Annotated in this window: 26 protein-coding genes; 16 read left to right on the top strand and 10 right to left on the bottom strand. The window is 65.7% G+C overall.

The window, feature by feature from the left end:
* The first annotated feature begins 187 nt into the window (after positions 1-187).
* On the top strand, positions 188-2581 hold the full coding sequence (locus HAV18_RS26240) for a patatin-like phospholipase family protein (RefSeq protein WP_166961869.1): 2394 nt from the start codon (positions 188-190) through the stop codon (positions 2579-2581).
* 57 nt (positions 2582-2638) lie between these two features.
* Here the strand turns inward: HAV18_RS26240 and HAV18_RS26235 are convergent, their stop codons facing one another.
* The 3 genes from HAV18_RS26235 to HAV18_RS26225 all read right to left on the bottom strand — a co-directional run bounded on the left by HAV18_RS26235 (position 2639) and on the right by HAV18_RS26225 (position 5488).
* The gene (locus tag HAV18_RS26235) at positions 2639-3274 is read right to left on the bottom strand and encodes an FMN-dependent NADH-azoreductase (RefSeq protein ID WP_166961867.1); all 636 of its coding nucleotides are present in this window, start codon (positions 3272-3274) and stop codon (positions 2639-2641) included.
* A 308-nt stretch (positions 3275-3582) separates the two neighbouring features.
* The gene (locus tag HAV18_RS26230) at positions 3583-4713 is read right to left on the bottom strand and encodes an ATP-binding protein (RefSeq protein WP_166961864.1); all 1131 of its coding nucleotides are present in this window, start codon (positions 4711-4713) and stop codon (positions 3583-3585) included.
* Positions 4714-4777: 64 nt separating this feature from the next.
* Positions 4778-5488, bottom strand: coding sequence for a response regulator (locus HAV18_RS26225; RefSeq protein WP_166961862.1), 711 nt, complete (start codon positions 5486-5488; stop codon positions 4778-4780).
* A 218-nt stretch (positions 5489-5706) separates the two neighbouring features.
* Between HAV18_RS26225 and HAV18_RS26220 the strand changes: the two genes are divergently transcribed.
* Both HAV18_RS26220 and HAV18_RS26215 read left to right on the top strand, forming a co-directional pair.
* On the top strand, positions 5707-6621 hold the full coding sequence (locus HAV18_RS26220) for a glutaminase (RefSeq protein ID WP_166961860.1): 915 nt from the start codon (positions 5707-5709) through the stop codon (positions 6619-6621).
* A 303-nt stretch (positions 6622-6924) separates the two neighbouring features.
* A complete protein-coding gene (locus tag HAV18_RS26215) occupies positions 6925-7731 on the top strand; it encodes a hypothetical protein (protein WP_166961856.1) in 807 nt (268 codons plus the stop codon).
* A 229-nt stretch (positions 7732-7960) separates the two neighbouring features.
* Here HAV18_RS26215 and HAV18_RS26210 read toward each other — a convergent pair whose 3' ends face one another.
* Entirely contained in the window at positions 7961-8134 is a 174-nt protein-coding gene (locus tag HAV18_RS26210; RefSeq protein ID WP_166961854.1) for a hypothetical protein, read from the bottom strand.
* 154 nt (positions 8135-8288) lie between these two features.
* Between HAV18_RS26210 and HAV18_RS26205 the strand changes: the two genes are divergently transcribed.
* From HAV18_RS26205 to HAV18_RS26195, 3 genes are all read left to right on the top strand, one after another.
* Positions 8289-9419 (top strand): DegT/DnrJ/EryC1/StrS aminotransferase family protein, encoded by a 1131-nt coding sequence (locus HAV18_RS26205; protein WP_166961851.1) that lies wholly within the window; start codon positions 8289-8291, stop codon positions 9417-9419.
* A gap of 159 nt (positions 9420-9578) precedes the next feature.
* A complete protein-coding gene (locus tag HAV18_RS26200) occupies positions 9579-10394 on the top strand; it encodes a hypothetical protein (RefSeq protein ID WP_166961848.1) in 816 nt (271 codons plus the stop codon).
* Positions 10395-10616: 222 nt separating this feature from the next.
* Positions 10617-11147 carry a hypothetical protein gene (locus tag HAV18_RS26195; protein ID WP_208102132.1) on the top strand — a complete coding sequence of 177 codons (531 nt, stop codon included), beginning with the start codon at positions 10617-10619 and terminating at the stop codon, positions 11145-11147.
* Between the two features lie 175 nt (positions 11148-11322).
* Here HAV18_RS26195 and HAV18_RS26190 read toward each other — a convergent pair whose 3' ends face one another.
* Together HAV18_RS26190 and HAV18_RS26185 are read right to left on the bottom strand one after the other, a co-directional pair.
* Positions 11323-11832: an ATP-binding protein gene (locus HAV18_RS26190; RefSeq protein WP_166961845.1), complete on the bottom strand. Its 510-nt coding sequence runs from the start codon at positions 11830-11832 to the stop codon at positions 11323-11325.
* A 241-nt stretch (positions 11833-12073) separates the two neighbouring features.
* On the bottom strand, positions 12074-12460 hold the full coding sequence (locus HAV18_RS26185) for a VOC family protein (protein WP_166962229.1): 387 nt from the start codon (positions 12458-12460) through the stop codon (positions 12074-12076).
* Between the two features lie 107 nt (positions 12461-12567).
* On the opposite strand from HAV18_RS26185, the gene HAV18_RS39725 reads away from it, so the two are divergent.
* Complete coding sequence (locus HAV18_RS39725) at positions 12568-12897, top strand: hypothetical protein (protein ID WP_208102131.1); 330 nt, start codon at positions 12568-12570, stop codon at positions 12895-12897.
* A gap of 59 nt (positions 12898-12956) precedes the next feature.
* Entirely contained in the window at positions 12957-13592 is a 636-nt protein-coding gene (locus tag HAV18_RS26175; RefSeq protein WP_166961842.1) for an isochorismatase family cysteine hydrolase, read from the top strand.
* Positions 13593-13733: 141 nt separating this feature from the next.
* On the opposite strand, the gene HAV18_RS26170 is transcribed toward HAV18_RS26175, so the two are convergent.
* The 3 genes from HAV18_RS26170 to HAV18_RS26160 all read right to left on the bottom strand — a co-directional run bounded on the left by HAV18_RS26170 (position 13734) and on the right by HAV18_RS26160 (position 16741).
* Positions 13734-14465 (bottom strand): ribonuclease T2, encoded by a 732-nt coding sequence (locus HAV18_RS26170; RefSeq protein WP_166961839.1) that lies wholly within the window; start codon positions 14463-14465, stop codon positions 13734-13736.
* Between the two features lie 197 nt (positions 14466-14662).
* A complete protein-coding gene (locus HAV18_RS26165; RefSeq protein WP_166961836.1) occupies positions 14663-15241 on the bottom strand; it encodes a hypothetical protein in 579 nt (192 codons plus the stop codon).
* A gap of 96 nt (positions 15242-15337) precedes the next feature.
* Entirely contained in the window at positions 15338-16741 is a 1404-nt protein-coding gene (locus tag HAV18_RS26160; protein WP_166961833.1) for an HdeD family acid-resistance protein, read from the bottom strand.
* Positions 16742-17101: 360 nt separating this feature from the next.
* Here HAV18_RS26160 and HAV18_RS26155 point away from each other — a divergent pair, with 360 nt between their 5' ends.
* The 8 genes from HAV18_RS26155 (at position 17102) to HAV18_RS26120 (ending at position 25122) form a co-directional block, all read left to right on the top strand.
* Positions 17102-17740: a hypothetical protein gene (locus tag HAV18_RS26155; RefSeq protein WP_166961831.1), complete on the top strand. Its 639-nt coding sequence runs from the start codon at positions 17102-17104 to the stop codon at positions 17738-17740.
* Positions 17741-17824: 84 nt separating this feature from the next.
* On the top strand, positions 17825-18391 hold the full coding sequence (locus HAV18_RS26150) for a helix-turn-helix transcriptional regulator (RefSeq protein ID WP_166961828.1): 567 nt from the start codon (positions 17825-17827) through the stop codon (positions 18389-18391).
* Positions 18392-18508: 117 nt separating this feature from the next.
* Positions 18509-18718, top strand: a complete 210-nt coding sequence (locus HAV18_RS26145; RefSeq protein WP_166961825.1) for a hypothetical protein — start codon at positions 18509-18511, stop codon at positions 18716-18718.
* 111 nt (positions 18719-18829) lie between these two features.
* Positions 18830-19411, top strand: a complete 582-nt coding sequence (locus HAV18_RS26140; protein WP_166961822.1) for an HD domain-containing protein — start codon at positions 18830-18832, stop codon at positions 19409-19411.
* A gap of 55 nt (positions 19412-19466) precedes the next feature.
* Positions 19467-20195 carry a bifunctional 2-polyprenyl-6-hydroxyphenol methylase/3-demethylubiquinol 3-O-methyltransferase UbiG gene (locus HAV18_RS26135; RefSeq protein WP_166961819.1) on the top strand — a complete coding sequence of 243 codons (729 nt, stop codon included), beginning with the start codon at positions 19467-19469 and terminating at the stop codon, positions 20193-20195.
* 286 nt (positions 20196-20481) lie between these two features.
* Positions 20482-21675: an efflux RND transporter periplasmic adaptor subunit gene (locus HAV18_RS26130; protein ID WP_166961816.1), complete on the top strand. Its 1194-nt coding sequence runs from the start codon at positions 20482-20484 to the stop codon at positions 21673-21675.
* Positions 21676-21677: 2 nt separating this feature from the next.
* Positions 21678-23735 (top strand): MacB family efflux pump subunit, encoded by a 2058-nt coding sequence (locus HAV18_RS26125; RefSeq protein WP_166961813.1) that lies wholly within the window; start codon positions 21678-21680, stop codon positions 23733-23735.
* Positions 23736-23748: 13 nt separating this feature from the next.
* Complete coding sequence (locus HAV18_RS26120) at positions 23749-25122, top strand: efflux transporter outer membrane subunit (RefSeq protein ID WP_166961810.1); 1374 nt, start codon at positions 23749-23751, stop codon at positions 25120-25122.
* A gap of 51 nt (positions 25123-25173) precedes the next feature.
* On the opposite strand, the gene HAV18_RS26115 is transcribed toward HAV18_RS26120, so the two are convergent.
* Positions 25174-26712, bottom strand: a complete 1539-nt coding sequence (locus HAV18_RS26115; protein ID WP_166961807.1) for an MFS transporter — start codon at positions 26710-26712, stop codon at positions 25174-25176.
* Positions 26713-26831: the final 119 nt, after the last annotated feature.

Here is a 26831-nt window from a genome sequence, read left to right as displayed (position 1 = left end):
GGCAAATCGTTCCGATACTTTAGGCAATTCCGATGATTTTTTCGCGACGCAATTGTCAAATGTGCCGTTCCGGACACATCCGGCTACGCAACAGCCTCTCGCATTGCCTCTGTAAAACACGGTAATCTCTCGGTCTTGCCTGCTCCCGGCAGGCCTCAGACGCCCGATCACGCCAGGTATTTCCACCATGACAGCGACCGTTTCCTTCCGCTGGGCGCGGGTGCGCCCGCTTTGCACGACGCTCGTCGCCTTCTGGTGCTGCACGGTCGCCGCGCAACCGCTGCCGGCCCCCGAATCCGCTACCGCCCAGGCACCCGCCGCCAGCGCGCCGGCGGCCACGCCCGCCGCTTCCGGGCACACCTGCGAGGCCGACGGCGGCCCGGCAGGCCGCCCGTCGATCGGCCTCGTGCTGTCCGGCGGCGGCGCGCGCGGCTACGCACACCTCGGGGTCCTGAAGGTGCTGGAGGACAACCGCATCCCGATCGACTGCATTGCGGGCACCAGCATGGGTGCCGTGGTCGGCGGCCTGTATGCGAGCGGCATGGCCGCCGGCGAGATGCAGAAGCGGCTGTCGGAGGTCGACCTCGCGGACATCGCATTCGACGTGACGGACCGCGCGGACCTGCCGCAAACCAGCCGGGAGGACGAACGCCTGTACATCAACGGGCTGACGCTCGGCTTCGGCAAGAAAGGCGTGAAGGCGCCGGTCGGCCTCGTGCAGGGCAACCGGCTGCAGGCGCTGCTCGCGAACTGGACGGCCGCCGTGCCGACCAACCAGCCGTTCGACCGCCTGCCGATCCCGTACCGCGCGGTCGCGACCGACCTGCAGACGGGCCAGATGGTGGTGCTCGACCACGGCTCGCTGCCGCTCGCGATCCGCGCGAGCATGGCGATGCCGGGCCTGTTCGCGCCGGCCGAGATCAACGGGCGCGCGCTGGTGGACGGCGGGCTCGTCAGCAACCTGCCCGTCGACACCGCGCGGCAGATGGGTGCGAACGTCGTGATCGCGGTCGACATCGGCTCGCAACTGCGCCCGCTCGACGCGCTCGCGTCGCCCGCCGACGTGATGCAGCAGATGGTCGGCATCCTGATCCGCCAGAACGTGACCGCCCAGCGCAAGCAGCTCGACGCGCAGGACGTGCTGCTCACGCCGGATCTCGGCTCGCTCGCGTTTACCGATTTCCAGAACGCGAAGAAGGCGATCGCCGCCGGCGCGGCCGCCGCGACCGCGGCGCTGCCGAAACTGCAGCGCTTCGCGCTCACGCCGGAACAATATGAGGCCTACCGGTCTGCGCACGCACAGCCGCTGCCGCCGCCGATCCGGATCACGCGCATCGACATCAAGACCTCCGGCGGCGTGCCGAAGCGGGTCGTCAGCAACGCGCTGCACGTGAAGCCCGGCGACACGTACGATCCGAATACCGTCAGCCAGGATCTGCTCGGCCTCACGACGGGCGGCAACTTCGAGAGCGTCACGCAGCAGATCGTGAGCCACGGCGACGAGAACGTGCTCGAGATCGACGCGCGCGAGAAATACTGGGGTCCGAACTTCCTGCTGTTCGGGCTCGGCATGTCGAGCAGTTCGACCGACGAGGGCGGCTTCCGCCTGCACGTCGGCTACCGGCGGCCGTGGCTCACCGAATCGGGGCTCGAATTCCGCGCGGACACGACGATCGGCAGCGACCTGCAATCGGCGCGCATCGAGTTCCGCCAGCCGCTGTCGATGGCTTACGGCGTCTATCTGTCGCCCTACGCGGAATACCAGCGCCGCTACGCGAACCTGTACGACGACAGCGGCGACGTGAAGATCACGCAGTACCTGATGCAGACCGCACGCGCCGGGCTCGATCTCGGCCTGCCGATCGCGCGGCTCGGCGATTTCCGGATCGGCGTCGGGTACGTGACCGGGCACGGCTCGCCGACCTACAACCTGCCGTTCGACGACGGCAGCGGCCAGACGCTGCTGTGGTCGAGCTTCACGTCGCAGGCGCTGATCGCGCGTGCGCGGCTCGTCATCGACCAGCTCGACGATCCGCTGTTCCCGCGCAAGGGCTATTTCACCGAGTTGCGCGTCGAGCGCTCGCTGGTATCGCGCAACGGGGGCTCGGCGAACCAATTCGACGACAGCATCAACAACGCGCCCTACACCGAGATCTACGGCAAGGCGATGGTGGCGCAGCAGTTCGGCCGCCACAGCATCAGCGCGACGATCGAAGGCGGCAAGAGCATCGGTGGCACCAACCTGATCAACGCGTTCAACTTCACGCTCGGCGGCTTCCAGCACCTGTCCGCGTATGCGGCCGACCAGTTGAACGGCAACGAGCTCGCGTACGCGCAGGTGACCTATATGAACCAGTTGATGACGTTCAACGCGTCGCCGATCAAGGCGCTGTCGGTGGGTGCCAGCGCGGAAGTCGGCAACGTCTGGTCGAGCGGGCAGCAGATCGGTGGCGGCGCGCTCAAGCAGAGCTATACGTTCTTCACGAGCCTGTCGACCGCGTTCGGGCCCGTCTACATCGGCGTGGCGCTCGCGCCCAGCGGCCGTCGCAACTTCTACCTGCAGCTCGGCCGCACCTACTGAGCGTGCGCGGGTGCCGCTTCGGCGGCATCCGCGACTCCGTCGCGCCGCACGCCCGGATCAGAACGCCGCGGCCATCGCGACCGCCCGGGCTTGCGCCCGCTCGATGCTGTCGCTCGCCCGCGCACCCCACGTGTGTTCGACGGTCAGGCTCCTGACCTCGCTCACGCCAATGAACCGCAACCAGAATTCGAGGTAGTCGGCCTGATGCCGGAACCCCGGATTGTCGGCGCCCGCGCCGGTTTCCCGGCTCTGTCCGCGAACATGGATGACCAGCGCGCGAGGAATCTCCAGCAACGGGGCGTAGGCCTTCCCGTCGAACGTGAACAGCATGTTCCGCTGGCTGACGAGATCGATCAGTTGCTTGAGCTTGTACGGATAGCCGAAATTCCACATCGGCACGCCTACGACGATCCGGTCCGCGTCCTGAAAGCGCTTCACGAGCGACTGGATGCGCCGCCAGACCGACTGCTCCGCGTCATCCATCGGCGCGTTCGCGACGCCTTTGTACTTCGCGCCAATCGCGTCGCTGCCGAAGTCCGGCAAGTCTTCTTCCCAGACATTCAGCGTATCGACGTCGATCGTTACGCCCGAAGTTACGCCCGAATCCCGGAGCGCATCGACAAAGGCATTGGCGACCGCGATCGACGCCGACCTCGCGCCGCGGGGAGAAGACACGATATTCAAAAGCCGCATGTTGTATGACCCGGACAGGAATGCATGAACAAGGGGGCCGCCATCGCGGCTGCCCCGACTTCACTGCTGCGTCGCGGGCCGCCCGACTCCGCTGTCACGACTCGACCCGCCGCATAGTTGCAATTGCAATCGTAATGCAAAGCGCGCAAGCGCGGCAAACGAATCGTCATGCGATTGCGGTGCGGGGAGGCATCGAAACGGGAAAGGTACGGCGTGAAAAGCCGGCGACGCGCTCGAATCCGGCGCGCGCGGCTGTCGTTGGGTCGTGTTGGGTTGCTGTCGAGGCCCGGGGCCCGGGTTGCGGATCGCTAGACCGGCCAGCTGATCTCGAAGCGTGCGCCGCCGAGTTCGACCGGATCGACGACCGCGATCCGGCCGTTGTGCGCATGGAGCACCTGCCGCGTGATCGACAGGCCGAGGCCATAGCCGCCGGTGCGGCGGTCGAGGCGCACGAATGCGTCGAAGATCCGCTCACGCTCGCTCTCCGGCACGCCGGGGCCGTCGTCCTCGACGAAGATCCCGATGTTGCCGTGCACGAGCGAGATCCCGACGACGATCTGCGACTTCGCGTACTTGCTCGCATTGCGCAACAGGTTTCGCATTGCGTACGACATCAGCCGCCGGTCCATCTTCACCCGCAGGTCCGACGCGATCGCGATGCGCGACTCGATCGCGCGCTCCGGATACAGCAGCTGCGCATCGCTGACCTGATGTTCGAACCACGCGACGGGGGCCGTCATCTCGAGGTTCGACTGCAGCGAGCTGTATTCGAGCCGCGCGAACGTCAGGCTCATGTCGATCAATTCCTCGAGCTCGGTCACGTCCTGCGCGATGCTCTCGAGCGCGCTCTGGTATTCGGCCGCGGAACTCGGCTCGCGCAGCATTTCGAGTGCGAAACGCACGCGCGCGAGCGGCGTGCGCAGCTCGTGCGAGATGCCGTTCGTCAGGTCGCGCTGCGCGGCGATCAACCTTTCCATCCGCATCGCGAGCGCATTCAGCGTCCGTGCGAGCGGGCCGATGATCACGCTGTGCGATTCGCGCGCGCGCGTGTTGAAGCGCCCGCCCGTGAAGTCGATCGCGCGCTCGCGCACCATCACGAGATCCGACCACACCGGACGCATCCACCGGTACGCCGCGAGCGCGGGTGCGGCGAACACGAACGCGAGCACGATCCAGATGTCGCCGGGCAGCGAGTCGAACGCATGCCACACGACCTGCGGCGACAATTCGACGCACAGCGCCAGCGCCGGCACGAGCGCGGTCAGCAGCACGAGGCCGAGCAGATGCAAGTAGGTGCGCACATAAAGGCGCGACCAGCTCGGAATGCGGTCGGCTCGCGTATCGGTCCAGGCGCGGCGGAAATGCAGCCAACGCCATTTGACGTAGCGCAGCGTCGGCAGCGGCGGTGCATCGGGGTGCGAACGGGTTCGTCGGATCATCTCGGCTCCCGGCCGGCAGGTGGATTGCCCGCGCGGGACGTGACGGCGTCGCACGAAGGCCGCGTCATTCCCACGCGTGCTTGCTGAATTGATAACCCTTGCTGCGGATCGTCTTGATCCGCTGCGGGTTGCTCGCGTCGTCGCGCAGCTTGCGGCGCAGCTTCGAGATGCGCCCGTCGATCGTGCGGTCGAGGCCGTCGAATTCGACGCCGCGCAACTGCAGCATCAGGTCGTCGCGGCTGACGACTTCGCCCGCATGGCACACGAGCGCCCACAGCAGGTCGAATTCGGCCGACGTCAGGTCGGGCGTGCTGCCGTCGGGAAGCACGACCGAGCGGTCGGTGCGGTCGATCGAGAATTTGCCGAACGCGTAGCGCTCGGGCTGCGGCGCGGTGCTCTCGGCCGCACGCGCGGGCGCGCGGCGCAGCTGGGCCTTGATCCGTGCGAGCAGGATGCGCGGCTCGACCGGCTTGTGCACGTAGTCGTCCGCGCCGAATTCCAGGCCGAGCAGTTCGTCGAACGGCTCGTCGCGGGCCGTCACCATGATGATCACGCCGTCGTACTGCTTGCGCGCCTCCCGGCAGATTTCGAAGCCGTCCTTGCCCGGCAGGTTCACGTCGAGAATGACGAGATCGGGACGAATGGACAGGATCGCCGGCACCGCGGCGTCGCCATGCAGCACAGTGTCGACTTCATAGTCGTTCTTGCGCAGGTAGCCGGCGATCAGCGTGGACAGGCGGGTGTCGTCTTCGACGAGCAGGATGCGAAAAGACATGGGCAGCGGTCGGATCATCAGGATGGCCGCGGCGGCGCCGGCCGGTGCCGGACGCCGGCCATCGGCCGAAACGTACCGCATGATACTGCGCCAGCCGATTGCCTGTTTAGAGGTCTTGAAAATAAGGGAGCGATATCGACCGCGCTTGACGAATCGGCGCCGGGACGGTTCCATACGGGCTCGCCTGAATCCGGGCCATGCCCTGCCCGCCTGACTTGATGAATTACCAATCGATCCTCGAACGCATCCACACCGAACTCGCCCCCTGGATCGGCCAGGGGCGGGTTGCCGATTACATTCCCGAGCTCGCGAAAGTGCCCGCCGACAAGTTCGGGATGGCCGTCGTCACGCTCGACGGAAACGTTTGCACGGTCGGGGATGCGCACGAGCGCTTCTCGATCCAGAGCATCTCGAAGCTGTTCGCGTGCACGCTCGCGTTCCAGCTGCTGGGCGACGCACTGTGGGAACGGGTCGGCCGCGAGCCGTCCGGCAACGCTTTCAATTCGCTTGTCCAGCTCGAGAGCGAGCGCGGCAAGCCGCGTAACCCGTTCATCAATGCGGGGGCGCTGGTCGTCACCGACGTGCTGTGCCGCCGTTTCGTGAAAGCCGAGACGGCGCTCGTCGAATTCGTGCGGCGAATGATCGGCACGAACGACATCGACTACGATTCGCGCGTCGCGCAGTCGGAGCTGCAGCACGCGGAGCGCAACCGCGCGATGGCGCACTTCATGGCGAGCTTCGGCAACATGCAGATGCCGCCCGACACGGTGATCGATGCGTATTGCCGCCAGTGCGCGATCACGATGAACTGTGTCGAGCTTGCCAGCGCGGCGCTGTTTCTTGCGAACGGCGGCGTCGCGCCGGTGACCGGCGAGCGGATCGTCGATTCGAGTTCCGCCAAGCGGCTGTCGGCGTTGATGCTGACCTGCGGTACTTATGATGCGGCTGGGGATTTTGTGTATCGCGTCGGGTTGCCGGCGAAAAGCGGGGTTGGCGGCGGGATCGTCGCGGTGCTGCCTGGGGAGATGGCCGTTTGTGTGTGGGCGCCGGGGTTGGATGCGAACGGGAACTCGTTGGCGGGGACGCTGGCGCTGGAGTGGTTGACGACTTATTCGGGGCGGTCGATTTTTTGAGGGGGCGAAGTTGAGCGTGCCTCATCTGGTGCAACGGCGGCAGGCGAATATCGGCGCACTCAACGGAGAATTCGTCATTTGGCGGCAATCGACCCGAAGCAGCCCTCCAGAAATGGACCGAAAAGCAGTCATTCAGCGCCTCCACGCTCATGCGATAGGGCCGTGCGGTCCCCAGCTACAATGTTTGTAGCAACCGTGCTGACAGCTTTGTCCAGTATCGGTCTTGCAAAGCAGCGCCCAGGTATGTTCTCTGAGTTGTCGCGGCCCTGATTACGTCGAGCCTCTTGATGCGAGTATTTCTATATGTCATTTCGAGCCCTTCATGACGAGCTGCTCGCATACCAAGGCCAGGCGGCTTTCGTCGATGTGCTGATTCCTTGGATAGAGGAAAATCCTGCCGAAATCGAACGGCTCCGATCCATGCGCCTAAGAAGCGGTAGGCCTATCCCGAATGTACCCGACGACGAACGCTGGTTGCTTTACGCAGCTAGCCGCGTTTTCGAGCTTCTGGTGCTTCGTTTCCAGAGTGGACGAGCCGATGGAACTGAGTGGCGTGGCCCCGCCATCTCGGAGGATGAGCTTGTGTGCTTCTCCGAACGCATCGGCTTGGATGTCGTGCGTCCCGATCGATATTCGCCTTTCCATCACGAGATCGCCGCTCTATCTTGCTCTGCCGAAGCGGCTCAATTACCTCAAATTGCCAAATATCACTGGCCATGCCTGATGCTCGGTCCTCTTCTCTTGATGCGGGCAGGCGTCACTCTATCTGCAAACGCCAGTGTCATGCGCCCAGAGGTCGCTGACGCTTCTACTCTTTATTGGGCTTTTCGCAGAAAGACACGACCGCACCACGACCTCGCCCACGGGTGGGGGCACAACTCATCATGGCGAACTTCTTTCAGGCGCGATTACCACCTGGGCGACACCTTCCACTTTAATGTCGACGGCACGGTTGATCTTTTGGAACTTCATGCAGAATCGCGCAACGAAAAAGGACTGTCGCCGAAGGAGCGCATGGAACTCCTCGCGAACCGCTGTTTTGTTACCGTTACCAAGGATAGCGTCGATCACTTTCCCTATGACGATCGGTTTTCAATGAAAGCTATGTAGCAGATGTCGGCGGCCCGGCCTTTTCATCGAAGGAATCCCCTCAGAGAAATTCGGCTGCTTACAGTCACCACTCATATGACCGCTTCTTCGTCCTGCCAGCGGCAGCTTCTGGCCGAACGCGGTGGTCGAATGCGTCACGGCACTTGCCCGTGCAGCCTGTCCCGGAGCGATTACCTGTCAGTTTGTATTGCCGGAGTGCCGGCACGCTGGCACTGGAGTGGTGGACGACTTATTCGGGAAGGTCGATTTTTTGAAGCGTCGGAATTAAGCGCATCTCATCTGGCGCAACAGCGGCCAATTCATATCGGCATGCGCCGGCGCGCTCGATGGGAAATTCGGCCATCGGAGGCAATCGACCCGCAACGGACATAGGCATCACCCGAAGCGATTCTCCAATCGTCATGTCTCGTCGCCGCCGTGGCGATTCTGCTACCCACAATTACACCGTGGGCCTGAAGGGCCGACGACAGGAAAATGGACGCCGTGATGCGATAATCCATCGCATATTAACGGCGGACGCGTGCCCTTACGCGTCGCTCATTATCCTCATCGAATTCATGACCGATTCCCTCACTCCCATTAAATTTGCACAGCCGGAGCTTGATGAGCTCACCATTGAAGCTGTCGCTGACGTGCTTCGGTCACGCCATCTGACGAGCGGCCCCAAAACACAAGCCTTTGAAGACGCACTCTCCGCGACTTTCGGAGGACGACCGACGCGCGTTGTCACATCGGCGACGGCGGCAATTGAGCTGGCATTGCAGATTTGTGGTGTCGGTCCCGGCGACGAGGTCATTACCTCGGCCCAAAGCTTCTTCTCCACGATGAACATGATCGTCAAATGCGGAGCGGTTCCGACATTTGTCGACTGCGATCTCGAGTCGCGCGCGATCGATCTGGAACAGGTGGAGCGCGCGATCACTGCGCGAACCAAGGCGATCATGCCGACGCACTTCCCCGGCTCTCTCGTGGACATGGATGCGCTTATGGCGCTCGCCAGCAAGTACGGCTTGCGAGTCGTCGAAGATGCGGCGCTGGTCCAGGGTTCGCATTGGCAGGGACGACCGATCGGTAGCTTTGGCGACGTGACCACGTTCAGTTTCCATCCGAACAAGAACATGACGACCATCGAAGGCGGTGCGATTGTCGTCAATTCGGAGGAGGAAGCGAAACGCATCGACGCCCTCCGGTTCCACGGCATACGTCGCTTGCCTGACGGCACCCGGGATGTGGAAAGTGCCGCCGGCAAATTCAACATGTCGGACGTATCGGCGGCCATTGGCCTGCGACAGCTACAGCAGCTCGAAGGATTTCTGGAAAAGCGGGAGACCCTTGTTTCGCGATATTTTCAGAAATTTCCGGAAATCGCGGGGGCGGTCCTGCCCCCTCGGGCGGTACCGCGGCAAAGCTGGAACATGTTCTGCGTGCTGTTCCCATTTTCCGCAACGCGATTCAGCCGCCATGCGTTCCGCAACGAACTGGAGCGCCGCGGCATCTTGTCCGGCGTTTCATACGAGGCGCTTCATACGACTTCGCTTGGCCGGAAACTGGGTTATGCCGGAGGCCAGTTCCCCAATGCCGAGCGCATCGCACGCGAGACTGTTACCTTGCCGCTACACGTCGGGATGACTGAGGAAAATGTCGATCGCGTCTGCCGTACCGTAGCCGAGGTCTGGCACACGCTTTAATGCTTCACATGCCGCCTTACCTCCCCGACGCATAAGCAATGCTCGCGGCACATCTGTCCGACACCAATGCCTGGGCGGTATCGACAGCAGTTCAACGTGGATCGCGGCGGAAACTGATCAAACGGAGACTCGATAATGGCGTTGTATGGAATATCGGATTTGGCGATCCTGCTTTTGTTGACGCTTGCCGTCACCATACCGCTTACGCTGATCGTCGCGGCCTTCGGGTTGATCGGTAGCGTCCGCGCGCATAAGGCCTGGAGACGCGGCGTCGTCTTTCTCTGCTGTCTGGTGTTCGTGCAGGCTCTCGCACTTCTCAACAATCGTTCAATTGCTGACAGCTATGACCAAGCAATAAGCGCCTGGTACACCCACCACGTCACACGGTCAACGGTATTTGACGGAATGACGTTTCCGCCTGGCTCGACGGTTGTCCTCGAAGTGTATTCACCACATTCGGTCAAAAGCGGCACCGTCCCGTCGAACACGCCGCTTCTGGGGCTGAACGTGAGCGGAGACTTCGGAGTGTTTCGTTCCGACGACAATACGAGTTACGTTGCTTACGGGACGCTTGCGAAGCCGGCATCGATCGGCGGGATCGAGTGTGCACCCGGCCCATTTACACACCACAAGGAGCGTGCCCCCTTCGACTACCAAAAGCATTTGGACACAGTGGACTGCACGCTTGCCTCCGAGTTTCAAGACCACGAACTCGATCTCCCTGCTGGAACCCACGTCAAGGCGTTCGCTTTCGACGGCATCGTCGCAGACTCGATTTCAGGAGAACTACCTCACTCGTGGAAAGTTTTCGGCATTGAGTGTGCCGCAGGGGCATTTGAATTCGACACATACGAACGGTTGACCTGTATCTCCGCCGTAGATCAACATGTGGGTGGTTACGAGCTACCCCGCGGGAAAGAGATTACGGTATTGAGGGAGCAGGACGGCAGTCTCAGGCTCTTTGGGACGTATTGAGAAATCGGTGAGCGGTACTCGCACGTCGGTTCATATTGCCGGTGTGCCAGCACGTTCGCACCGGAATGGTTGACGACCTATTCGGGGCGGTCGATTTTCCGACGCATCGGCGCTACGCACGACTGCCCCGAGGCAACGGCAACCAACCGATATCGGCATGTACCGACATGCTCAATGCGGGCATTGCCCGTCAATCGCCCGCTCTTATGCCGCATCGCACCCATGGATAGCCTGAACACGCATTCGAACCTGCTGACCCTGACTCCCGGCATCCACGCCGGCGTACGGATCCAGCCGCGCTGGCCAGCACGACACGTCCACGTGGAAGCCCGCGTCTTGGGCAAACTGCAGGCGATCCAGTCCGCGTTGCCCGCCGGGATCAGCCTGATCCTGACGCGCGGCTACGAGCCGCGAGCGTCCGGCCTCGGTTTTGCCCGTCGTCAGTTTCGCGCGCTGGGAATCGGCGCGTTCCGCCTGCTCTACCCCGCCCGCCGCGACGAACTGGCCGATATTTTCGGCAGCAACGGACACGATGTCGACGGAACGCATATCGACGTTTCATTCAGCCTGAACGGTCGCCGCGTCCGAATGTTGCCGCTGGGCGTATTCACGCCACCTTTCTGGCAGCGGCGCCGCGTGCGGCGATGTGCGTCGGCCCTCGCGCAGATCCAGGCCGCGCTGATGCAGCACGGGTTTCAGATTCACCGCAACGCAACGGAAAGCCTGCAGATTCATTGTGATCTGGTGCACTAGCGGAGATGATCGTCGGCACCATCGCAAACGTTCTGCAATACGATCGAACTGCCGACCTTCCGTGAATCGGGCACTCGAAAACTCAAGCACCGCCTTCAAGCGCAGGAGCCGAGCGCTCCAGCTCCTGCCGCCCCACTAACTGTGCCGACAATCAAGCGCCAACCCGATCACACGATCACGCAGCCGGAACATGAGAATCGAACACGGTTGCCGATGCGAGTTCGAGCGACGTCGGCGCTTCGAATTCCTTTTCCATGAAGTCGAACATCGCAGGCGAAACCTCGAACGAAAACGTCTCGCCCTTTTCTGAATTCCTCGTCAGAACACGGCCGCGGCGGATGTCATGCGGTGCGGTGACAAAGTGCAGTTCACTCGCAATACCGGCGTCCCTGGCTCGATCGGCAAACGCCGAACGATTTCGCGCCTTCATGAAACCGAGATCGAGAATGACGTTCCCGCCATTTTTCGCGATCTGCTCGGCAGTGCGCCAGATTTGACTCTCGCAGCGCTGCACTCGCTCCATGAGCCAGCTCAATTGAAGCGGTTCCGGAAGATCCGGCCCGTACAGCTGTGCCATCCACTCATCGATCGAGAAACGCGTCGCGCCGGACGAGGCTGCGAGCGTACGCGCGTAAGTCGACTTTCCGGCACCTTGCGGCCCAAAAACGATATGTACCACTCCCATGAAATCCCCTTCCTCCAAGTCGAGCGCCAAAGTGGCGTCTGGTTATTGTGTCCGGCGTTGTCGAGGCAGCGCGACCCGACCGCCGGATGTCATTGATTTCGATGCCGCCGTCTGACCATCCGCATCGACTCCGGATTCGAGCCGCCGCCGAAAATGGCGAAGCGATCGGTCTTCCGAAACGATCAGCCCCGACGCAAACCCAATGAGGCATGCGTCGCTTGAACGCAAACGCCCTGCGCACTCATTCAGCTTGCGCGAAGTTCAACTCGACGCCGTTGCCGCACGGGTCGTTGAAGAAAATCTGCACCTGGCCCGTGAGCGGAACGTACTCGCGTGTGAATTCCACGTTGGCGTCGGTCAGGTGACGCTCCATTGCACGGGCATCCGCGCAGGAAAACGCAACGTGATCGAACGTATTGGCAACGTTCGACGGGCGCGACTCGTCCGGCCGCGCTTCCGTCAGATGCAGCACGTCCTGCGTGCCCGCATACAACCAATACCCGAAGCTCTTGAACGGCGGACGAAACCCTTGCTGCAAGCCGACGATGTCGACATAGAAATCGCGGAGCACATCGAGTGTCGATCGATCCGCCCGCAGATTGTAGTGATTGAATCCGGTAACTGGCATGACGTGTAGCTCGTGTTGGCGCAACGTGACATGAAATGGCATCGCGCCGGGCCTTGCCGCTTCGGACACGATCCACTCGAAAACAGCGAACCGACAGCGGCGAACGGTTGCAGCCGACCATCGACATCGACATCGACATCGACATCGACATCGGCATCGGCATCGACATCGACATCGACATCGACATCGGCATCGGCATCGACATCGGCATCGGCATCGGCATCGGCATCGGCATCGGCATCGACATCGGCATCGGCATCGGCATCGGCATCGGCATCGGCATCGGCATCGGCATCGCCCTGCCGCGACCGACCGTTGGTCGATCAAGCGCTCGCCAGTATATTGCGGCCGCGCGCAAACGTGGCGTCTCTGTGACGAAAACTGCCGCGCGACGCGGCAACATGCCCCTACGAAAATCGCATCGGCAGCCGACCTGATTTTCCGGTACAAATCGGGGACGCTGAAATTCCCCGCGGGCTATCGGAGACCCTCACTCATGACTCGGCAAAACGCACCGGATATCGCAACGACACCCCGCACGAACCCCGGCGACAACCCATCCGCGCCGATTCCCGCCATCGTGCCGTCAAGCACGGCGCTGCTCGTCATGCATTACCAGACCGACATCCTCGGCCTCTTTCCGACGGTCGCGCCCGGGCTGCTCGCCAATACGCGCCGGCTCTGCGATGCCGCGCGGGCAAGCGGCATCGGCATCTGGTTCGCGAACCTCCGGTTCAGCCCCGGCTATCCGGAAGTCAGCCCGCGCAACAAGAACGGTCAGGGGATCAAGCAGCTCGGCCTCTTCATCAACGACGGCTCATGCCCGGAGCTCGGCCGGCAAGCCGACGAGCCGCTGATCGTCGCGCATCGCGCCAGCGTGTTCTTCGGCACCGATCTTCAAGCGCGTCTGGTTGAACAAGGCGTCGATTCGCTGATCATGGTCGGCATCGCGTCGACGGGCGTGATGCTGTCGTCGATCGCCCACGCGAGCGACGCGGACTTCCGCCTGTATACGGTCAAGGATTGCTGCTACGACCCGGACCCTGTGGTGCACGACCACCTGTTCTCCACCGCCTTCGAATCGCGTACGACGGTGCTGTCGCTCGAGGACGCGTTGCGGCTGCTCGCGTAAGCGCACGTGTACGCGTATGCGCATACGAGCCGAGCCGCAGCGCGACGTACCGGAACTGGCCCGGCCGCTGTGGCCGGGCATCCCGTCGAAGGCGTAACGGGCGACGGCGTGCGCGATGGCGCGCGCGCCGCCCCTTCCTCGTTACTTCGCGATATACACACCCGACGTCGGGCACGTGCCCTGCGTATTGCCGTCCGTCACGAGCGACGCGGCGCTCGGGAACTGCGCGGCCGCAGTGGTCTTCACCGCGATCCACGCCTCGGTGAAATAGCTGACGCCATTCGTCTTCGTGCACTTCAGCGACACCGCGCTGCGCGTATTGCTGCCGAACGCACCTTCAAACGCCGACAGCAACTGGTTGCGCGTGACCGTCTTACCCGCGTTCGCCTGCAGGAACGTGTTGAACGACGTATTGCCGAGCCGGCTGATCATGCCGGACGCCTGGTTCCAGTAGGCATCGGGCGACGCCGAGTTCGAGCAGGTGCCGTGCTTGAACCATTCGTGCTTGTCGAGGCACGACGCAACGCCCGGCATGTACGTCGACAGCGTGTTGCGGGTCGCGCTGCTGATCGGGTAGGCGTCCATGCTGCACCACTGGTGCGCGTTGTCGAGGTCGATATCGTTCTGCGGCACGCCGCAGTAGAACGGCTGGTTGCCGTCGTAGTTGTTCGGCCACAGGCCATGCAGCGACAGGCTCGTCGCCGCATACGTGCCGGCGAGGTTCGTGCATTCGGGCGTGTCGTGCGATGCGCAGAAGCCGGGCTCCCACGACGCGGCGAGCAACAGGTAGTCGTAGCTGGTCTGCGCGGTGGCGTGCAGTGAAGCGGAAGCGACGGCGAGTGCGGCAGCGGCGCGGGCGAGCGTCTTGAGCATGGCGTTTCCTCGGAAAAGGCTTGCGGTCGCGGGATGCGCCGCAAGATTGTCGAATGTCTGCCCGCGATTGTTGCCGACGCAACATGGCACGAATGTGAAGGTGGACGAATGATTTCCCGTGGCGCGGGTGCGGGCACGCGCCGCCGCGCTGCGTCACACGGTCGATGCGTGCCGCGATGCCGGCGGCACGCCGCCGCTCACGATCCGGCGCCCAGCTGCGTGCACGCGCGCGCGGCCGATGCGGGGCCTTCGAGCGCGAGGATCTGCCACACGCCGATGCTGACGCGCTGGCGCGCCGCCGTCGACGCATCGGCCAGCAACGCCTCGACGCGCGGTGCCGCATCCGGCGCCTGCTGCTTCAACGCCGCGTGATGCCGCGCGCGCGATGCCGGTTCGGATTCATACACGTCGCACAGGCGCACCATGCCCGCGAGACCGGCGAGGTCGTCGTCCTTGTCGATCGCGCCCGGCTCGACAGGCGCGAGCCCCTTGCGCTCCGCCGCCGGCAGCTTGTTGCGCGCGCCTTCGTCGATCGACGTGGCGGAGGCCGGCGGCAGGCCGCCGATCGCCGCGACGATCCGGCTGCCCGCGGCGATCATGTCGCCCTGGCACTCGATCTTCTCGGCAGCCGCGACGTTCGAGCAGAACGACACCGAGGTGCGGTACACGTCGTTGCTCATGCGCGGCACTTCGTCCGCGCTCGCCTGCGCGAAGCCGGCGCTCGTCAACGCCAGCGCGGCGGGAATCAGGATGCGGAATGCTCTCGTCTTGTTCATTGTTGTTTGTATCTGTGGGTTCTTGTGGCGGGCAACATCGCCGGGCCGCACGATCGCGGCCTCTGTGACGCCGGGCCCTCATCCGGCGGCACGCGATCACTTCAACGACGCAGCCTCCGATCCGCCCGGCGACAGCGCCGCGTTGTCCTGCTCGCGCCACGTTCGGCGCGACACCATGATCGCTTTAACGGCCGAGCGCGCGACCTTCCACCACGCGAACGGCCGCGGGTCGGCCAGCATGCTGAGCGCACGCGCATAGTCGAGCGTGAGCCCGGGCGTCCACGCCATCGTCACCGCGCGCTTGCGGATCTGCGCGGCAACCCACAGCTCGGGCGTGAGCAGCAGCCGCACGAACGCGCCCCACCCGGCACGCGCGCCCTTCAGCCGCCACACCGCGCCGTCGAGCGCGGCTTCGAGTGCGTTCGACACGGTGCTCGAGCAGTTGCGGTGCGTGAGGTTGTACGTCACGTTCTGCCGGTACGACAACCAGAAGGCGTCCAGCTTCGCCGGATCGTAGTTGCGGATCCGCACGCGCACGGTCGACGGGCACCACGCCTTCGACTCGGTCGCGTAGTCGGGCTGAAACAGGCCCGGCACGTCGTTTTCGCGGGTTGCACGCAGGATGCGCGTGAATTCGTCCGGAGAACGATCGATTTCGACGCCCGGATACAGGCTGATATAGATGCCCTCCGGCGACTCCAGCGCCGCGTGCCCGGTCGAGATCACGCCGTTGACGTCCACCGCCGCGATATAGCGGTCGATCACGGGGTAGCGCTGCGCTTCGGCCTTCGACGTGCCGGTCGGCGTCCACACGTGCACGGTGAGCGCATGCTCGCCGTCGGCCGGCGGGCCGTCCCATTCGGATTGGGCGAAATGCGGCAGGTCGCGCGCATCGTCGAGGTCCGGCGCGATCGCCGGTGCCGGCGACGTCGCGAACGCCGGATTGCGCGTCAGTCGCCGCACGCGTGCGGCGAGGCTCAGCATGTGCATCCCGCCGAACATCAGCAGCAGGCCGAGGCAGTACGGCACGGTGCCCACGTAGTGGGTCGGGTACGGCTGGTAGAAGAAGATCGCCAGCAGGATCTCGACGACGCCCCATGCGAAGGCGACGTTCCAGCGGCGATAGCGCACCATCCACGCGGCGGTGCACTGCAGCAGCCCGTCGATCAGGAACAGCGTGCCGAAGATCATCGACAGCAGGAAATGGCCGTGGTGATGCCCGGCGAACACGAGCCCGGCTGCCACCACGACCACGATCCCCTTCACGTAGCGCAGGATGCGCTGCCCGCCGACGCCGCTGCCGGCCACCGCGAGCGTCGCGAGCCCCTCGATCAGAAACAGCCACGCAAAGATCTGGATCGGAAAGTGCAGCGCGCCGTCGAGCGCATCGACGAAGATCACGACGCCCGCGACGACCCACACCCAGCCGAGCACGGTCAGCCCGCGCCAGCGGGTGCGCAAGTATTCGATACCCAGCAGCAGCAAGACCAGTCGTACCATCGCGCCCTCTCGTGATTTTTTCGGGAAACGCGCTGGCCATGCGTTTCCTGTCGTTTCGACCGTGCGCCGTGCGACGCACCGGCCGAAAGGCGGTAACTCATACCGGCGCGTCATGCCTCGACATGACCGTTGGCGGCCGGCACGCCTCCGCACTGGCCGAATAATAAGATATGGCGGAGGCGGTTGAAAGCGTGACGGAAACGTTGTCGGCAGGCCCCGGCGGGCCGGCATGCACGGGATACGGCGGGATCGGCAGCGCTGCCCAGGCAGATTTCCCGTTCGACAACGCGCGGCGGATACGCGAGAATCCGGCTTCCGAGGGCGCAAGCCGCCGAACCGCACCAGACGGGACAACAATCCATGAAAACATCGATCACGCGCCGGCGCCTGCTGGCCGCCGGCGTGGCCGCGAGCAGCCTCGCGCTGTCGGGCTGCTTCACGCCGAAGCTGTACAAGGACAACGCATACAGCGAATACGTCTCGGGCTTCATGATCACCCAGGACGGCAAGAAGCTGGTCGTCCTCGGCACGGACTACCATTACATCTTCGATCTGCCGGCGCAATTGCGGCCGGTGCTGCTGTCCGGCTACCGGAAATCGCTGCATACGACGTTTGCCGACTTTCATGCGCGCGGCGGCAGCATCACCGGGCACTACCGGATCGTATTGCCGAAGGACGCGCCGGACGACGCCCGGCAGGCCGCGAGCGCCGACGGATTCATCGCCGAGCCGGCCGGCCTCGTGCTCGAAGGCGACATCGACGGCAAGCGCTATTCGACGGAAGGTTTCGCCGAGAAGGACAAAGGCACCGCGCAACCGTTCAACCAGCGGTACTCGGTGTACATCAGGGAATCGCCGTCCGTCGTCGGCATGGGCCTGCGGATCCTCGCCACGCCGATCACGGTGGCCGCCGACGGCGTGCTCGTGCTGGGCGGCATCGTGCTCGTGCCGTTCGCGGCCATCGCGCTCGAGGCAAACGGCGGCCTCAGGATCATGTAATGGCACGTTCATCGCCGCCGTTGCGCCGGTGACGGCAGACCGCCGCACGCGAGCGCACCCGACGACCGCAACCGGAGCATCGCCATGACCGCGTCACCGCTACACACGCCGCCGCTCGGCCCGCAGCTCAAGCGCTGGCGGGCGCTGCACCGCGTGAAGCAGAGCCACGCGGCGGAACTGTTCGGCGTGGCGCAATCGACGATCTCGCGCTGGGAAGCCGGCCTGCAGCAGATGTCGCCCGAGGAACGCGTGACGGCCGAGCGGCTGCTCGCCGCGCGCCTCGATTCCGCTGGCGACCATGCGCTCGCGCGGCTCGTCGCGGGCAGCGCGGGCCGCATGCATCTCGTGTGCGACCTCACGCACCGCCTGCTCGCCTGTTCGCCCGCGCGTGCGGCCGAATTTTCGCAGCCGCTGTCGATGCTGCTCGGCACGTCGCTGTGGCGCTATGCGACAGCGGAGATCGTTCGCATGGAAACCGCGCTCGACACGCTCGGCTGGCATGATCGAGCGGGGCCGTCGAGCGTCGAATTCGACACCGGCGCGAACGCGTCGCGCGTCGTGCCGATCCGCGGCAGCATGTGCCGGTGGACACGGATGACGTTGTCGGATGGGTCGGCCGCGCGGCTCGTCGAGACGCTCCAGGAGGCGTAAGCGCCGGTCCGCAACGAAGCAACGCATGCGGGCAACGGCGCGGCGTACTTCGACGGATCCGGCACGCCACGCAAAAGATGCCAACGTGAATGGCAGCACGCCCAGGGGAAATGCCACATGTCGAGGCTTGTGTTGCGGGAACTCGTGATCGTCGCGTTCATTCTCTATATGGGCGCCGCCGTGCTGATCGCGCTTCGCTCGGGCGTGGCCAACGCCGGCGGCAGGCGCGTGGCACGCCGCAGCCACCCCTACCTGTTCAGCCTGATCGTCGTTGTTCAGACGGGCTTCTTCGCGCTGTTCTGCTGGGCCGGACTTTTCGTGAAGTAGGCGCCCGACAAGGCGCCCCCCCCCTCGATCCCGCCACCACGCATATTTCATGCGTGGACGAACCGTGCGTGCCCGCATTACGCTGGACGGCTCATCGCACGGACACCAACCATGAACCCCGATACGATCCACGCGAGGCTCGCTTTCCTGCGCGAAGCCGAACGCCTGAAGGATGTGCTGCGCAGCGGCTACACGTCGGGCGGGCGCGCAGAAAGCACGGCCGAGCACAGCTGGCGGTTGTGCCTGATGGCGCTCGTATTCGCCGACGCGCTGCCCGGCCTCGACACGCCGAAGCTGTTGAAGCTGTGCGTCGTCCACGATCTCGGCGAGGCGCTGCACGGCGACATCCCCGCGATCGAACAGGCCGCGCACCCCGACAAAAGCGCGCACGAACGCGACGACCTGCTGACACTCACCGCGCCGCTCGATCGCGTGCTGCGCGACGAGATCGTCGCGCTGTGGGATGAATACGAGGCGGCGGCCACGCCGGAAGCGCGCGCGGCGAAGGCGCTCGACAAGCTGGAGACGATCCTGCAGCACAACCAGGGCAGCAACCCGCCCGATTTCGACTACGCGTTCAATCTCGGCTACGGCCGCCGCTATACCGACGACGCGCCGCTGTTCAGCGCGATCCGCGACATCGTCGACGCCGATACGCAACGCCGGATCGACGCGGGCGGGCAGCACGCGTAAGCTCGCGGGACCGGGTGCGCGGCGACGCGCACCCCGCCCGCACGAGGCCCTACGCATGACGCAGAACATCTACGACGACCCGGCCTTCTTCGAAGGCTACAGCCGCCTGAACCGCTCGGTCCATGGACTCGACGGCGCACCCGAGTGGCCCGCGCTGCGTGCGCAGCTGCCCGACCTGCGCAGCCGCCACGTGCTCGACCTCGGCTGCGGCTACGGCTGGTTCAGCCGCTGGGCGGCCGATCAGGGCGCGGCAAACGTGCTCGGCGTCGACGTCTCCGAGCGCATGCTCGAACGCGCGGCGTCAACCGCCGCGCACCCGGCGATCACGTATCGCCGCGCCGACCTCGAAACGCTCGCGCTGCCCGACGCCGCGTTCGATCTCGCGTACAGCTCGCTCGCGTTCCACTACATCGCGCACCTCGACACGCTGCTGCGCACGATCCATCGCGCGCTGGTGCCGGGCGGGCGGCTCGTGTTCTCGATCGAGCATCCGGTCTACACGGCGCCGCGCCGGCCCGGCTTCGTCATCGATGCGCAGGGCAACCGCTCGTGGCCGCTCGACGGCTACCAGCGCGAAGGCGAACGCGTGACCGACTGGCTCGCGCCGGGCGTCGTCAAGCAGCACCGCACGCTCGGCACGCTCGTGAACCTGCTGATCGGCAGCGGCTTCACGCTCACGCACCTCGACGAATGGGGGCCGACGCAGGAGCAGGTCGATGCGCTGCCCGCGCTCGACGAGGAACGCGACCGGCCGATGATGGCACTCGTCGCCGCGCAGCGATAACGCAGGCCGCAACGCGCGCACGGGGCTTTGCCCGTCGCGCTGACAGATTGCAACAATGACGCCACCCGGCATCCGCTCCCGCGCGCCGTCCGCACAATTCAGCACAATTTCCACACGATTTGTCGTGATTTCCTCGCTTACCATGAGCGGCTGATTCGACCCGGCACGTCCGTGCGATGCGTACGCGGATGCCGTCGCGGGCAACACGCCCGGCAAGCGACGCCGGCCGGATCGTCCTGCGCAGCCGCACGCATCGCCGGCATCGCTTCATCCTCGCCGCACGCTCATGACTCAGAAGACCCATTGCCGCCGGCGCATCGTGCTGGCTACCATTGCCATCGTCGCGATCGCCACCGGCGTCACGCTGAAGGCGTGCGCGCCCGACAAGCATCCGCAATACCTGTCCGCGCCCGTCTCGCGCGGCGATCTCGAGAACGCGGTGCTGGCAACCGGTGCGCTGCAGGCATTCAGGCAGGTCGACGTCGGCGCGCAAGTCTCGGGGCAGTTGAAGTCGCTGAAGGTCAAGCTCGGCGACAAGGTCACGAAGGGCCAGTGGCTCGCCGAGATCGATCCCGTGCTCTCGGAAAACGCGCTGCGCCAGGCGCGCGCCAGTGAAGAAAGCCTGCGCGCGCAGCAGCAATCGACCGCCGCGCAACTCACGCAGGCGGAACTCGCGTTCCGGCGCCAGCAGGCGATGCTGCCCGACGATGCGACGTCGCGCGAATCGTTCGAGGCCGCACGCGCGACGCTCGACGTGCAGCGCGCAACCCTCGCGTCGCTCGCCGCGCAGATCCGCTCGGCCCGCATCCAGATCGAGACCGCACAGGCCAACCTCGGCTACACGCGCATCGTCGCGCCGATCGACGGCCAGGTCGTCGCGATCGTCACGCAGGAAGGCCAGACCGTGATCGCGCAACAGCAGGCACCGGTGATCCTGAAGCTCGCCGATCTCGACACGATGACCGTGAAGGCGCAGGTATCGGAAGCCGACGTGATCCGCGTGAGCGCCGGCCAGACCGCGTATTTCACGATCCTCGGCGAACCGGACAAGCGCCACTACGGCAAGCTGCGCGCGATCGAGCCGGCGCCGCAGAACTACGCCGAAGCACAAAGCGCGCTCGGCGGCGGCGCGGGCGGCGGCGCGAAGCCGAATTCGGCCGTGTTCTACAACGCGCTGTTCGAAGTGCCGAATCCCGAGCACCGGCTGCGCATCTCGATGACCGCGCAGGTCAACATCGTGCTCGGCAACGCACGCAACGCGCTCAGCATTCCGGCCGCGGCCCTCGGCGAGAAACGCAAGGACGGCACCTACGCGGTGCGCGTGCTGCGCGCCGACGGCAGCACGGAAACGCGCAACATCCGCATCGGCATCAACAACAACGTGCGCGTCGAAGTGCTGGCCGGCCTGAAGGACGGCGAACGCGTCGTGATCGGTGAGGCGTCGGCTGACGACCACGCGCCGCTGGCGGACGTGGTGTGACGATGAGCCAGCCCCTGCTGAAACTCGCCGCCGTCACACGACGCTTTCCGGCCGGCGACAAGGACGTCGTTGTACTGAACAACGTCAACCTGTCGATCCACGCGGGCGAGATCGTCGCGATCGTCGGCGCGTCGGGCTCCGGGAAATCGACGCTGATGAACATCCTCGGCTGCCTCGACCACCCGAGCGAAGGCACCTACACGGTCGGCGGCCGCGACACGCACATGCTCGACAGCGACGAGCTCGCGCAACTGCGCCGCGAGCACTTCGGTTTCGTGTTCCAGCGCTATCACCTGCTGCCGCACGTCGATGCCGTCGCGAACCTCGAAATGCCCGCGATCTATGCCGGCACGCCACGCGCGGAGCGGCATGCACGCGCACGCGAGCTGCTCGCGCGCCTCGGGCTCGCGGATCGCGCGCACCACCGCCCCGGGCAACTGTCCGGCGGCCAACAACAGCGCGTGAGCATCGCGCGTGCGCTGATGAACGGCGGCCAGGTGATCCTCGCCGACGAACCGACCGGCGCGCTCGACACGAAAAGCGGCCAGGACGTGATCCGCATCCTGCACGAGCTGAACGCGCTCGGCCATACGATCGTCATCGTCACGCACGACAAGGCCGTCGCGCGCCATGCGCGGCGCATCATCGAGATCAGCGACGGCGAGATCGTCGCAGACCGCCCGAATCGGCACTATGCGGAAGCCCTCGCGGAAGTAGACGCGGGCGCAGATACAGCGGAAACGAGCGAAGCGGCAGCCGGCACACCATCCTCCCGCGATCGTCACGACACGCCGCCGCCCGCCGCAGCCGACCCCGATGCGCATGCCGATCCCGCCCCCCGCGCGCGACGCTTCGCGGCCGGCTCCGGGCGCTTCGCCGAGGCCTGCCGGATGGCGTGGATCGCACTCGTGTCGCACCGGTTGCGCACGCTGCTGACGATGCTCGGCATCATCATCGGCATCACGTCGGTCGTGTCGATCGTCGCGATCGGCGAAGGCGCGAAGCGCTACATGCTCGACGAGATCGGCAGCATCGGCACGAACACGATCAACATCTATCCGGGCACCGACTGGGGCGACAGCCGCGCCGACACGATCCAGACGCTCGTACCCGCCGATGTCGCCGCGCTCGCCGAGCAGCCGTACGTCGACAGCGCGACGCCCGAAACGTCGCGCACGCTGCTGCTGCGCTATCGCAATGTCGACGTGAACGCGCTCGTGAGCGGCGTCGGCGACCGCTTCTTCCAGGCGCGCGGGATGCGCTTCGCGCTGGGTGTCGCATTCGACGAGGATGCGGTGCGCCGCCAGGTGCAGGTGGCCGTGATCGACCAGAACACGCGCCGCAAGCTGTTCGGCGCGACGCGCAACCCGATCGGCGAAGTGATCCTGGTCGACAACGTGCCGTGCGTCGTGATCGGCGTGACGGCGGACAAGAAGAGCGCGTTCGGCAGCGTGAAGAGCCTGAACGTATGGGTGCCGTACACGACCGCGAGCGGGCGCCTCTTCGGGCAGCGCCATCTCGACAGCATCACCGTGCGCGTGCGCGACGGGCAGCCGAGCGCCGCGGCCGAGAAAAGCCTCGAAAAGCTGATGACGCAGCGCCACGGCCGCAAGGACTTCTTTACGTACAACATGGACAGCGTGGTGAAGACCGTCGAGAAGACCGGCCAGTCGCTCACGCTGCTGCTGTCGCTGATCGCCGTGATCTCGCTCGTCGTCGGCGGGATCGGCGTGATGAACATCATGCTGGTGTCGGTCACCGAGCGCACGCGCGAAATCGGCATCCGGATGGCGGTCGGCGCGCGCCAGTCCGACATCCTGCAGCAGTTTCTCGTCGAGGCCGTGCTGGTCTGCCTGCTCGGCGGCACGATCGGCATCGCGCTGTCGTTCGGGCTCGGCGCGCTGTTCTCGATGTTCGTCGCGCAATGGAAGATGGTGTTCTCGGCCGGCGCGATCGTGACCGCGTTCGTCTGCTCGACGCTCACCGGTGTGATATTCGGCTTCATGCCCGCACGCAACGCGTCGCGGCTCGATCCGATCGATGCGCTCGCGCGCGACTGACGCAAGGCCCGCCATGACGCATTCCTCACCGCTTCAGCGCCTCGGCGCATTCGCGTGCGCAGCCGCGCTGCTCGCCGGCTGCGCGGGCGCGCGCCATGAACCGCTGCCCGCCGTCGCGATGCCCGCGAACTGGACGGCGCCGGTTGCCGCCGACGCGCCGGCCACATCGCGCGACTGGTGGCACAGCTTCGGCGATCCGCAACTCGACGCGCTGATCGACGACGCGCTGGGTGCCAACAACGACCTCGCGATCGCGGCGATCCGTGTGTACCGCGCACAACTGCAGGCCGGGCTCGCGAATACGAACCTGACGCCCAACGTATCGCTCGGCGCGAACGGTAACGTGTCGCGCACGCTCGACACGCACCAGATGAGCCGGTCGAGCAACACGAACGCGTCGCTCAGCTATGAAATCGACCTGTGGGGCCGGCTGGCCGCGCTGCGCGACGCCGCGCGCTGGGAAGCCGACGCGACGGCTGCCGATCTCGAAGCCGCGCGGCTGTCGCTGATCGGCACGACTGCGTCGCTGTACTGGCAGATCGGCTACCTGAACCGGCAGATCGCGCTCGGCGACGCGAACATCGCGTATGCGGTCCGCACGCTCGCGGTCGTCCGGTCACGGCACACGGCCGGTGCCGTGTCGGGGCTCGACCTGGCGCAGGCCGAACAGAACCTCGCCACGCAACGCGCCGCGCAAACCCGCCTGATCCAACAGCGCACCGTGAACCGTCACGCCCTCGCGATCCTGTTCGACCGGCCGCCGCAGCAGCGCGCGGCCGAACCGTCGGCGCTGCCCGACGCGCCGCCGCCGGAGGTAGCGGCCGGCCTGCCGGCCAGCCTGCTCGGCCGGCGCCCCGACTTGCGCGCGGCGGAATTCCGGCTGCGCGAGTCGCTCGCGCAGGTCGACGCGACGCGTACCAGCTTCTATCCGACCTTCACGCTGACCGGCACGGCCGGCACGTCGAGCACGAGCCTCGAGCGCGTGCTCGCGAATCCGGTCGGCACGCTCGGGCTCGGCCTGGCCCTGCCGTTCATCCAGTGGAACACGATGCAACTGCAGATCAAGGTGTCGAAGTCGCAGTACGAGGAAGCCGTCGTCGGGTTCCGGCAGAAGCTCTACACGGCGCTCGCGGAAGTCGAGAACGCGCTGTCGGCACGCGTACAGCTCGAACGCGAGGCCGAACAGCGCGCGCTGTCGCTGGCGCAGGCGCAGCGCGCCGAGCGGCTTGCTGCCGCGCAGTTCGCGGCTGGCGCGACCGCCGTGCAACCGTGGCTCGACCAGCAGCAGCGGCTGCGCGACGCGCAAAGCGCCGACGAACAGACGCGTCTGGACCGGCTCAACAACCAGATGACGCTGTACCGCGCGCTCGGCGGCGGGATGTCCTGACCGGCGCACGCACCGGGCCGGCCGGGCCTGCCCCGCCGGCCACGCGCCGCGTCATTCGCACACGGCCGCCCCGCGTCGCGCCGGCGCGAACGCCACCGCGCTCGCCGTCGCGAGCACGGCCACGCCCGCCGCGCCGTACACCATCACCCAGCCGAACCCGTGCACGAGCGCCGCATGCAACGCCGCGCCGGTCGGGTCGGCCTGCGCGAGCGCCGGTGCGATCTCGTGCAGCCCGTCGGTCCGCCCGGATGCAATCTCCTGCGCGAGCCGGCGCAGCGCCGCATCGCCGATCGCCCCCGCGCCCCCGCCCTTCAGGCTCGCGACGATCCCCGCGACCAGCACGAAGCCCATCGCCGCGATATTCAGCGCGAGCGAAATCATCCGCGCGCTCATGTCGATGCCCGACGCCATCCCCGCCCGCGCGCTCGGCACCGCGCCCGTCGTCGTGTTGGTCACGGGCGTGTTTGTGAGCCCGAGCCCGATGCCGGCGATCACGCAGCCGGGCAGCATCGTCACCCAACTGGCATGGTCGGCCGCGCTGCCGAGCCGCATCAGCGCGAAACCGGCGGCGATCGTGAACAAGCCGCCCGGGATCACGACGCCCGGCCCGTAGCGCAGCGCGAGCCGTTCGCCGAACGGCGGCGCGACCAGCGTCGGCAACGTGTACGCGAGCAACGCGAGGCCGGCCGTCACGCTGTCGTAGCCGAGCGCGACCTGGAACCAGATCGGCAGGTAGATCATGAACGGCCAGAAGCTGAAGTTCATCCCCATCGAGCCGAAGATCGCGCCGGTGAATGCGCGGATCCGGAACACCGAGAAGTCGAACATCGGCCGTGCGCTCGCGCGTTCCGCGATGAAGAAACCGATCACCGCGAGCACGGTTGCGCCGAGCACGCCGAGACCGGCCGCGCTCGCGAGCCCCAGCTCGGCGCTTTGCGTGATGTAGAACGCGAGGCCGAGCACCGCGAGCGACAGCGTGACGATGCCCGCCACATCCAGCCTGCCCGCGTGCGGATCGCGCGACTCCTGCACCGCGCCGCCGATCAGCATGAGCGCGACGGCCGCGAGCGGCGCATGGACGAGGAACACCCACGGCCAGCTCGCCAGCGCGACGATCGCGCCGCCGACGATCGGCCCGAAACCGAGCCCGATGCCGAACACGATCCCCCAGATCCCGAACGCGCGGCCGCGCTCGCGGCCCTCGCGGAACTGGTGCGACAGCACCGCAATCTGGCAGATCAGCATCGCGCCGCCGCTGGCGCCCTGCAACAGCCGGCCCGCGACGAGCACCGGCACGTTCGGCGCGAGCCCGCACAGCAGCGACGTCGCGCCGAACAGCACGGTACCGATCACGTACACGCGCTTGCGGCCGAACCGGTCGGCGAGCGTGCCGGCCGCCATCAGCACGGTCGTACACGCGATCGTGTACGCATTCATGATCCACTGCATGCCGTTGAAATCGCCATGCAGCACGTGTTCGAGCGTCGGCAGGATCACCGGCACGCTCGAGATTTCGAGGCCGAACATCAGCGACGTGAGACAGACGGCCGCGAGCGCGACCGCATTCCTGCGGGAGTCGGATAGTGTCATGCGAATTGCGCGGCGGCCCGGCAACGGGCCGCGTGCCTCCAGGAGAGAAGGATGGGTCGCGTGCGGCCGGCAACGCACGCTGGACCGGAATCGGTACTATAGTGAGAATTCCCATCCCC

Source organism: Burkholderia sp. D-99 (genome assembly GCF_011605345.1).
In the GTDB taxonomy this organism is placed as follows: Bacteria; Pseudomonadota; Gammaproteobacteria; order Burkholderiales; family Burkholderiaceae; genus Burkholderia.
This window is presented reverse-complemented; position numbering and strand designations above follow the sequence as displayed.

What these genes read in the sequence shown, in the direction of transcription:
- HAV18_RS26170 (WP_166961839.1), bottom strand. Translation starts at nt 14,465, where the DNA reads ATGCTCAAGACGCTCGCCCGCGCCGCTGCCGCACTCGCCGTCGCTTCC.
- HAV18_RS26160 (WP_166961833.1), bottom strand. Translation starts at nt 16,741, where the DNA reads ATGGTACGACTGGTCTTGCTGCTGCTGGGTATCGAATACTTGCGCACC.
- HAV18_RS26140 (WP_166961822.1), top strand. Translation starts at nt 18,830, where the DNA reads ATGAACCCCGATACGATCCACGCGAGGCTCGCTTTCCTGCGCGAAGCC.
- HAV18_RS26120 (WP_166961810.1), top strand. Translation starts at nt 23,749, where the DNA reads ATGACGCATTCCTCACCGCTTCAGCGCCTCGGCGCATTCGCGTGCGCA.
- HAV18_RS26125 (WP_166961813.1), top strand. Translation starts at nt 21,678, where the DNA reads ATGAGCCAGCCCCTGCTGAAACTCGCCGCCGTCACACGACGCTTTCCG.
- HAV18_RS26115 (WP_166961807.1), bottom strand. Translation starts at nt 26,712, where the DNA reads ATGACACTATCCGACTCCCGCAGGAATGCGGTCGCGCTCGCGGCCGTC.
- HAV18_RS26215 (WP_166961856.1), top strand. Translation starts at nt 6,925, where the DNA reads ATGTCATTTCGAGCCCTTCATGACGAGCTGCTCGCATACCAAGGCCAG.
- HAV18_RS26175 (WP_166961842.1), top strand. Translation starts at nt 12,957, where the DNA reads ATGACTCGGCAAAACGCACCGGATATCGCAACGACACCCCGCACGAAC.
- HAV18_RS26225 (WP_166961862.1), bottom strand. Translation starts at nt 5,488, where the DNA reads ATGTCTTTTCGCATCCTGCTCGTCGAAGACGACACCCGCCTGTCCACG.
- HAV18_RS26135 (WP_166961819.1), top strand. Translation starts at nt 19,467, where the DNA reads ATGACGCAGAACATCTACGACGACCCGGCCTTCTTCGAAGGCTACAGC.
- HAV18_RS26205 (WP_166961851.1), top strand. Translation starts at nt 8,289, where the DNA reads ATGACCGATTCCCTCACTCCCATTAAATTTGCACAGCCGGAGCTTGAT.
- HAV18_RS26210 (WP_166961854.1), bottom strand. Translation starts at nt 8,134, where the DNA reads ATGACGATTGGAGAATCGCTTCGGGTGATGCCTATGTCCGTTGCGGGT.
- HAV18_RS26195 (WP_208102132.1), top strand. Translation starts at nt 10,617, where the DNA reads ATGGATAGCCTGAACACGCATTCGAACCTGCTGACCCTGACTCCCGGC.
- HAV18_RS26190 (WP_166961845.1), bottom strand. Translation starts at nt 11,832, where the DNA reads ATGGGAGTGGTACATATCGTTTTTGGGCCGCAAGGTGCCGGAAAGTCG.
- HAV18_RS26165 (WP_166961836.1), bottom strand. Translation starts at nt 15,241, where the DNA reads ATGAACAAGACGAGAGCATTCCGCATCCTGATTCCCGCCGCGCTGGCG.
- HAV18_RS26185 (WP_166962229.1), bottom strand. Translation starts at nt 12,460, where the DNA reads ATGCCAGTTACCGGATTCAATCACTACAATCTGCGGGCGGATCGATCG.
- HAV18_RS26230 (WP_166961864.1), bottom strand. Translation starts at nt 4,713, where the DNA reads ATGATCCGACGAACCCGTTCGCACCCCGATGCACCGCCGCTGCCGACG.
- HAV18_RS26240 (WP_166961869.1), top strand. Translation starts at nt 188, where the DNA reads ATGACAGCGACCGTTTCCTTCCGCTGGGCGCGGGTGCGCCCGCTTTGC.
- HAV18_RS26235 (WP_166961867.1), bottom strand. Translation starts at nt 3,274, where the DNA reads ATGCGGCTTTTGAATATCGTGTCTTCTCCCCGCGGCGCGAGGTCGGCG.
- HAV18_RS26150 (WP_166961828.1), top strand. Translation starts at nt 17,825, where the DNA reads ATGACCGCGTCACCGCTACACACGCCGCCGCTCGGCCCGCAGCTCAAG.
- HAV18_RS26155 (WP_166961831.1), top strand. Translation starts at nt 17,102, where the DNA reads ATGAAAACATCGATCACGCGCCGGCGCCTGCTGGCCGCCGGCGTGGCC.
- HAV18_RS26220 (WP_166961860.1), top strand. Translation starts at nt 5,707, where the DNA reads ATGAATTACCAATCGATCCTCGAACGCATCCACACCGAACTCGCCCCC.
- HAV18_RS26145 (WP_166961825.1), top strand. Translation starts at nt 18,509, where the DNA reads ATGTCGAGGCTTGTGTTGCGGGAACTCGTGATCGTCGCGTTCATTCTC.
- HAV18_RS26130 (WP_166961816.1), top strand. Translation starts at nt 20,482, where the DNA reads ATGACTCAGAAGACCCATTGCCGCCGGCGCATCGTGCTGGCTACCATT.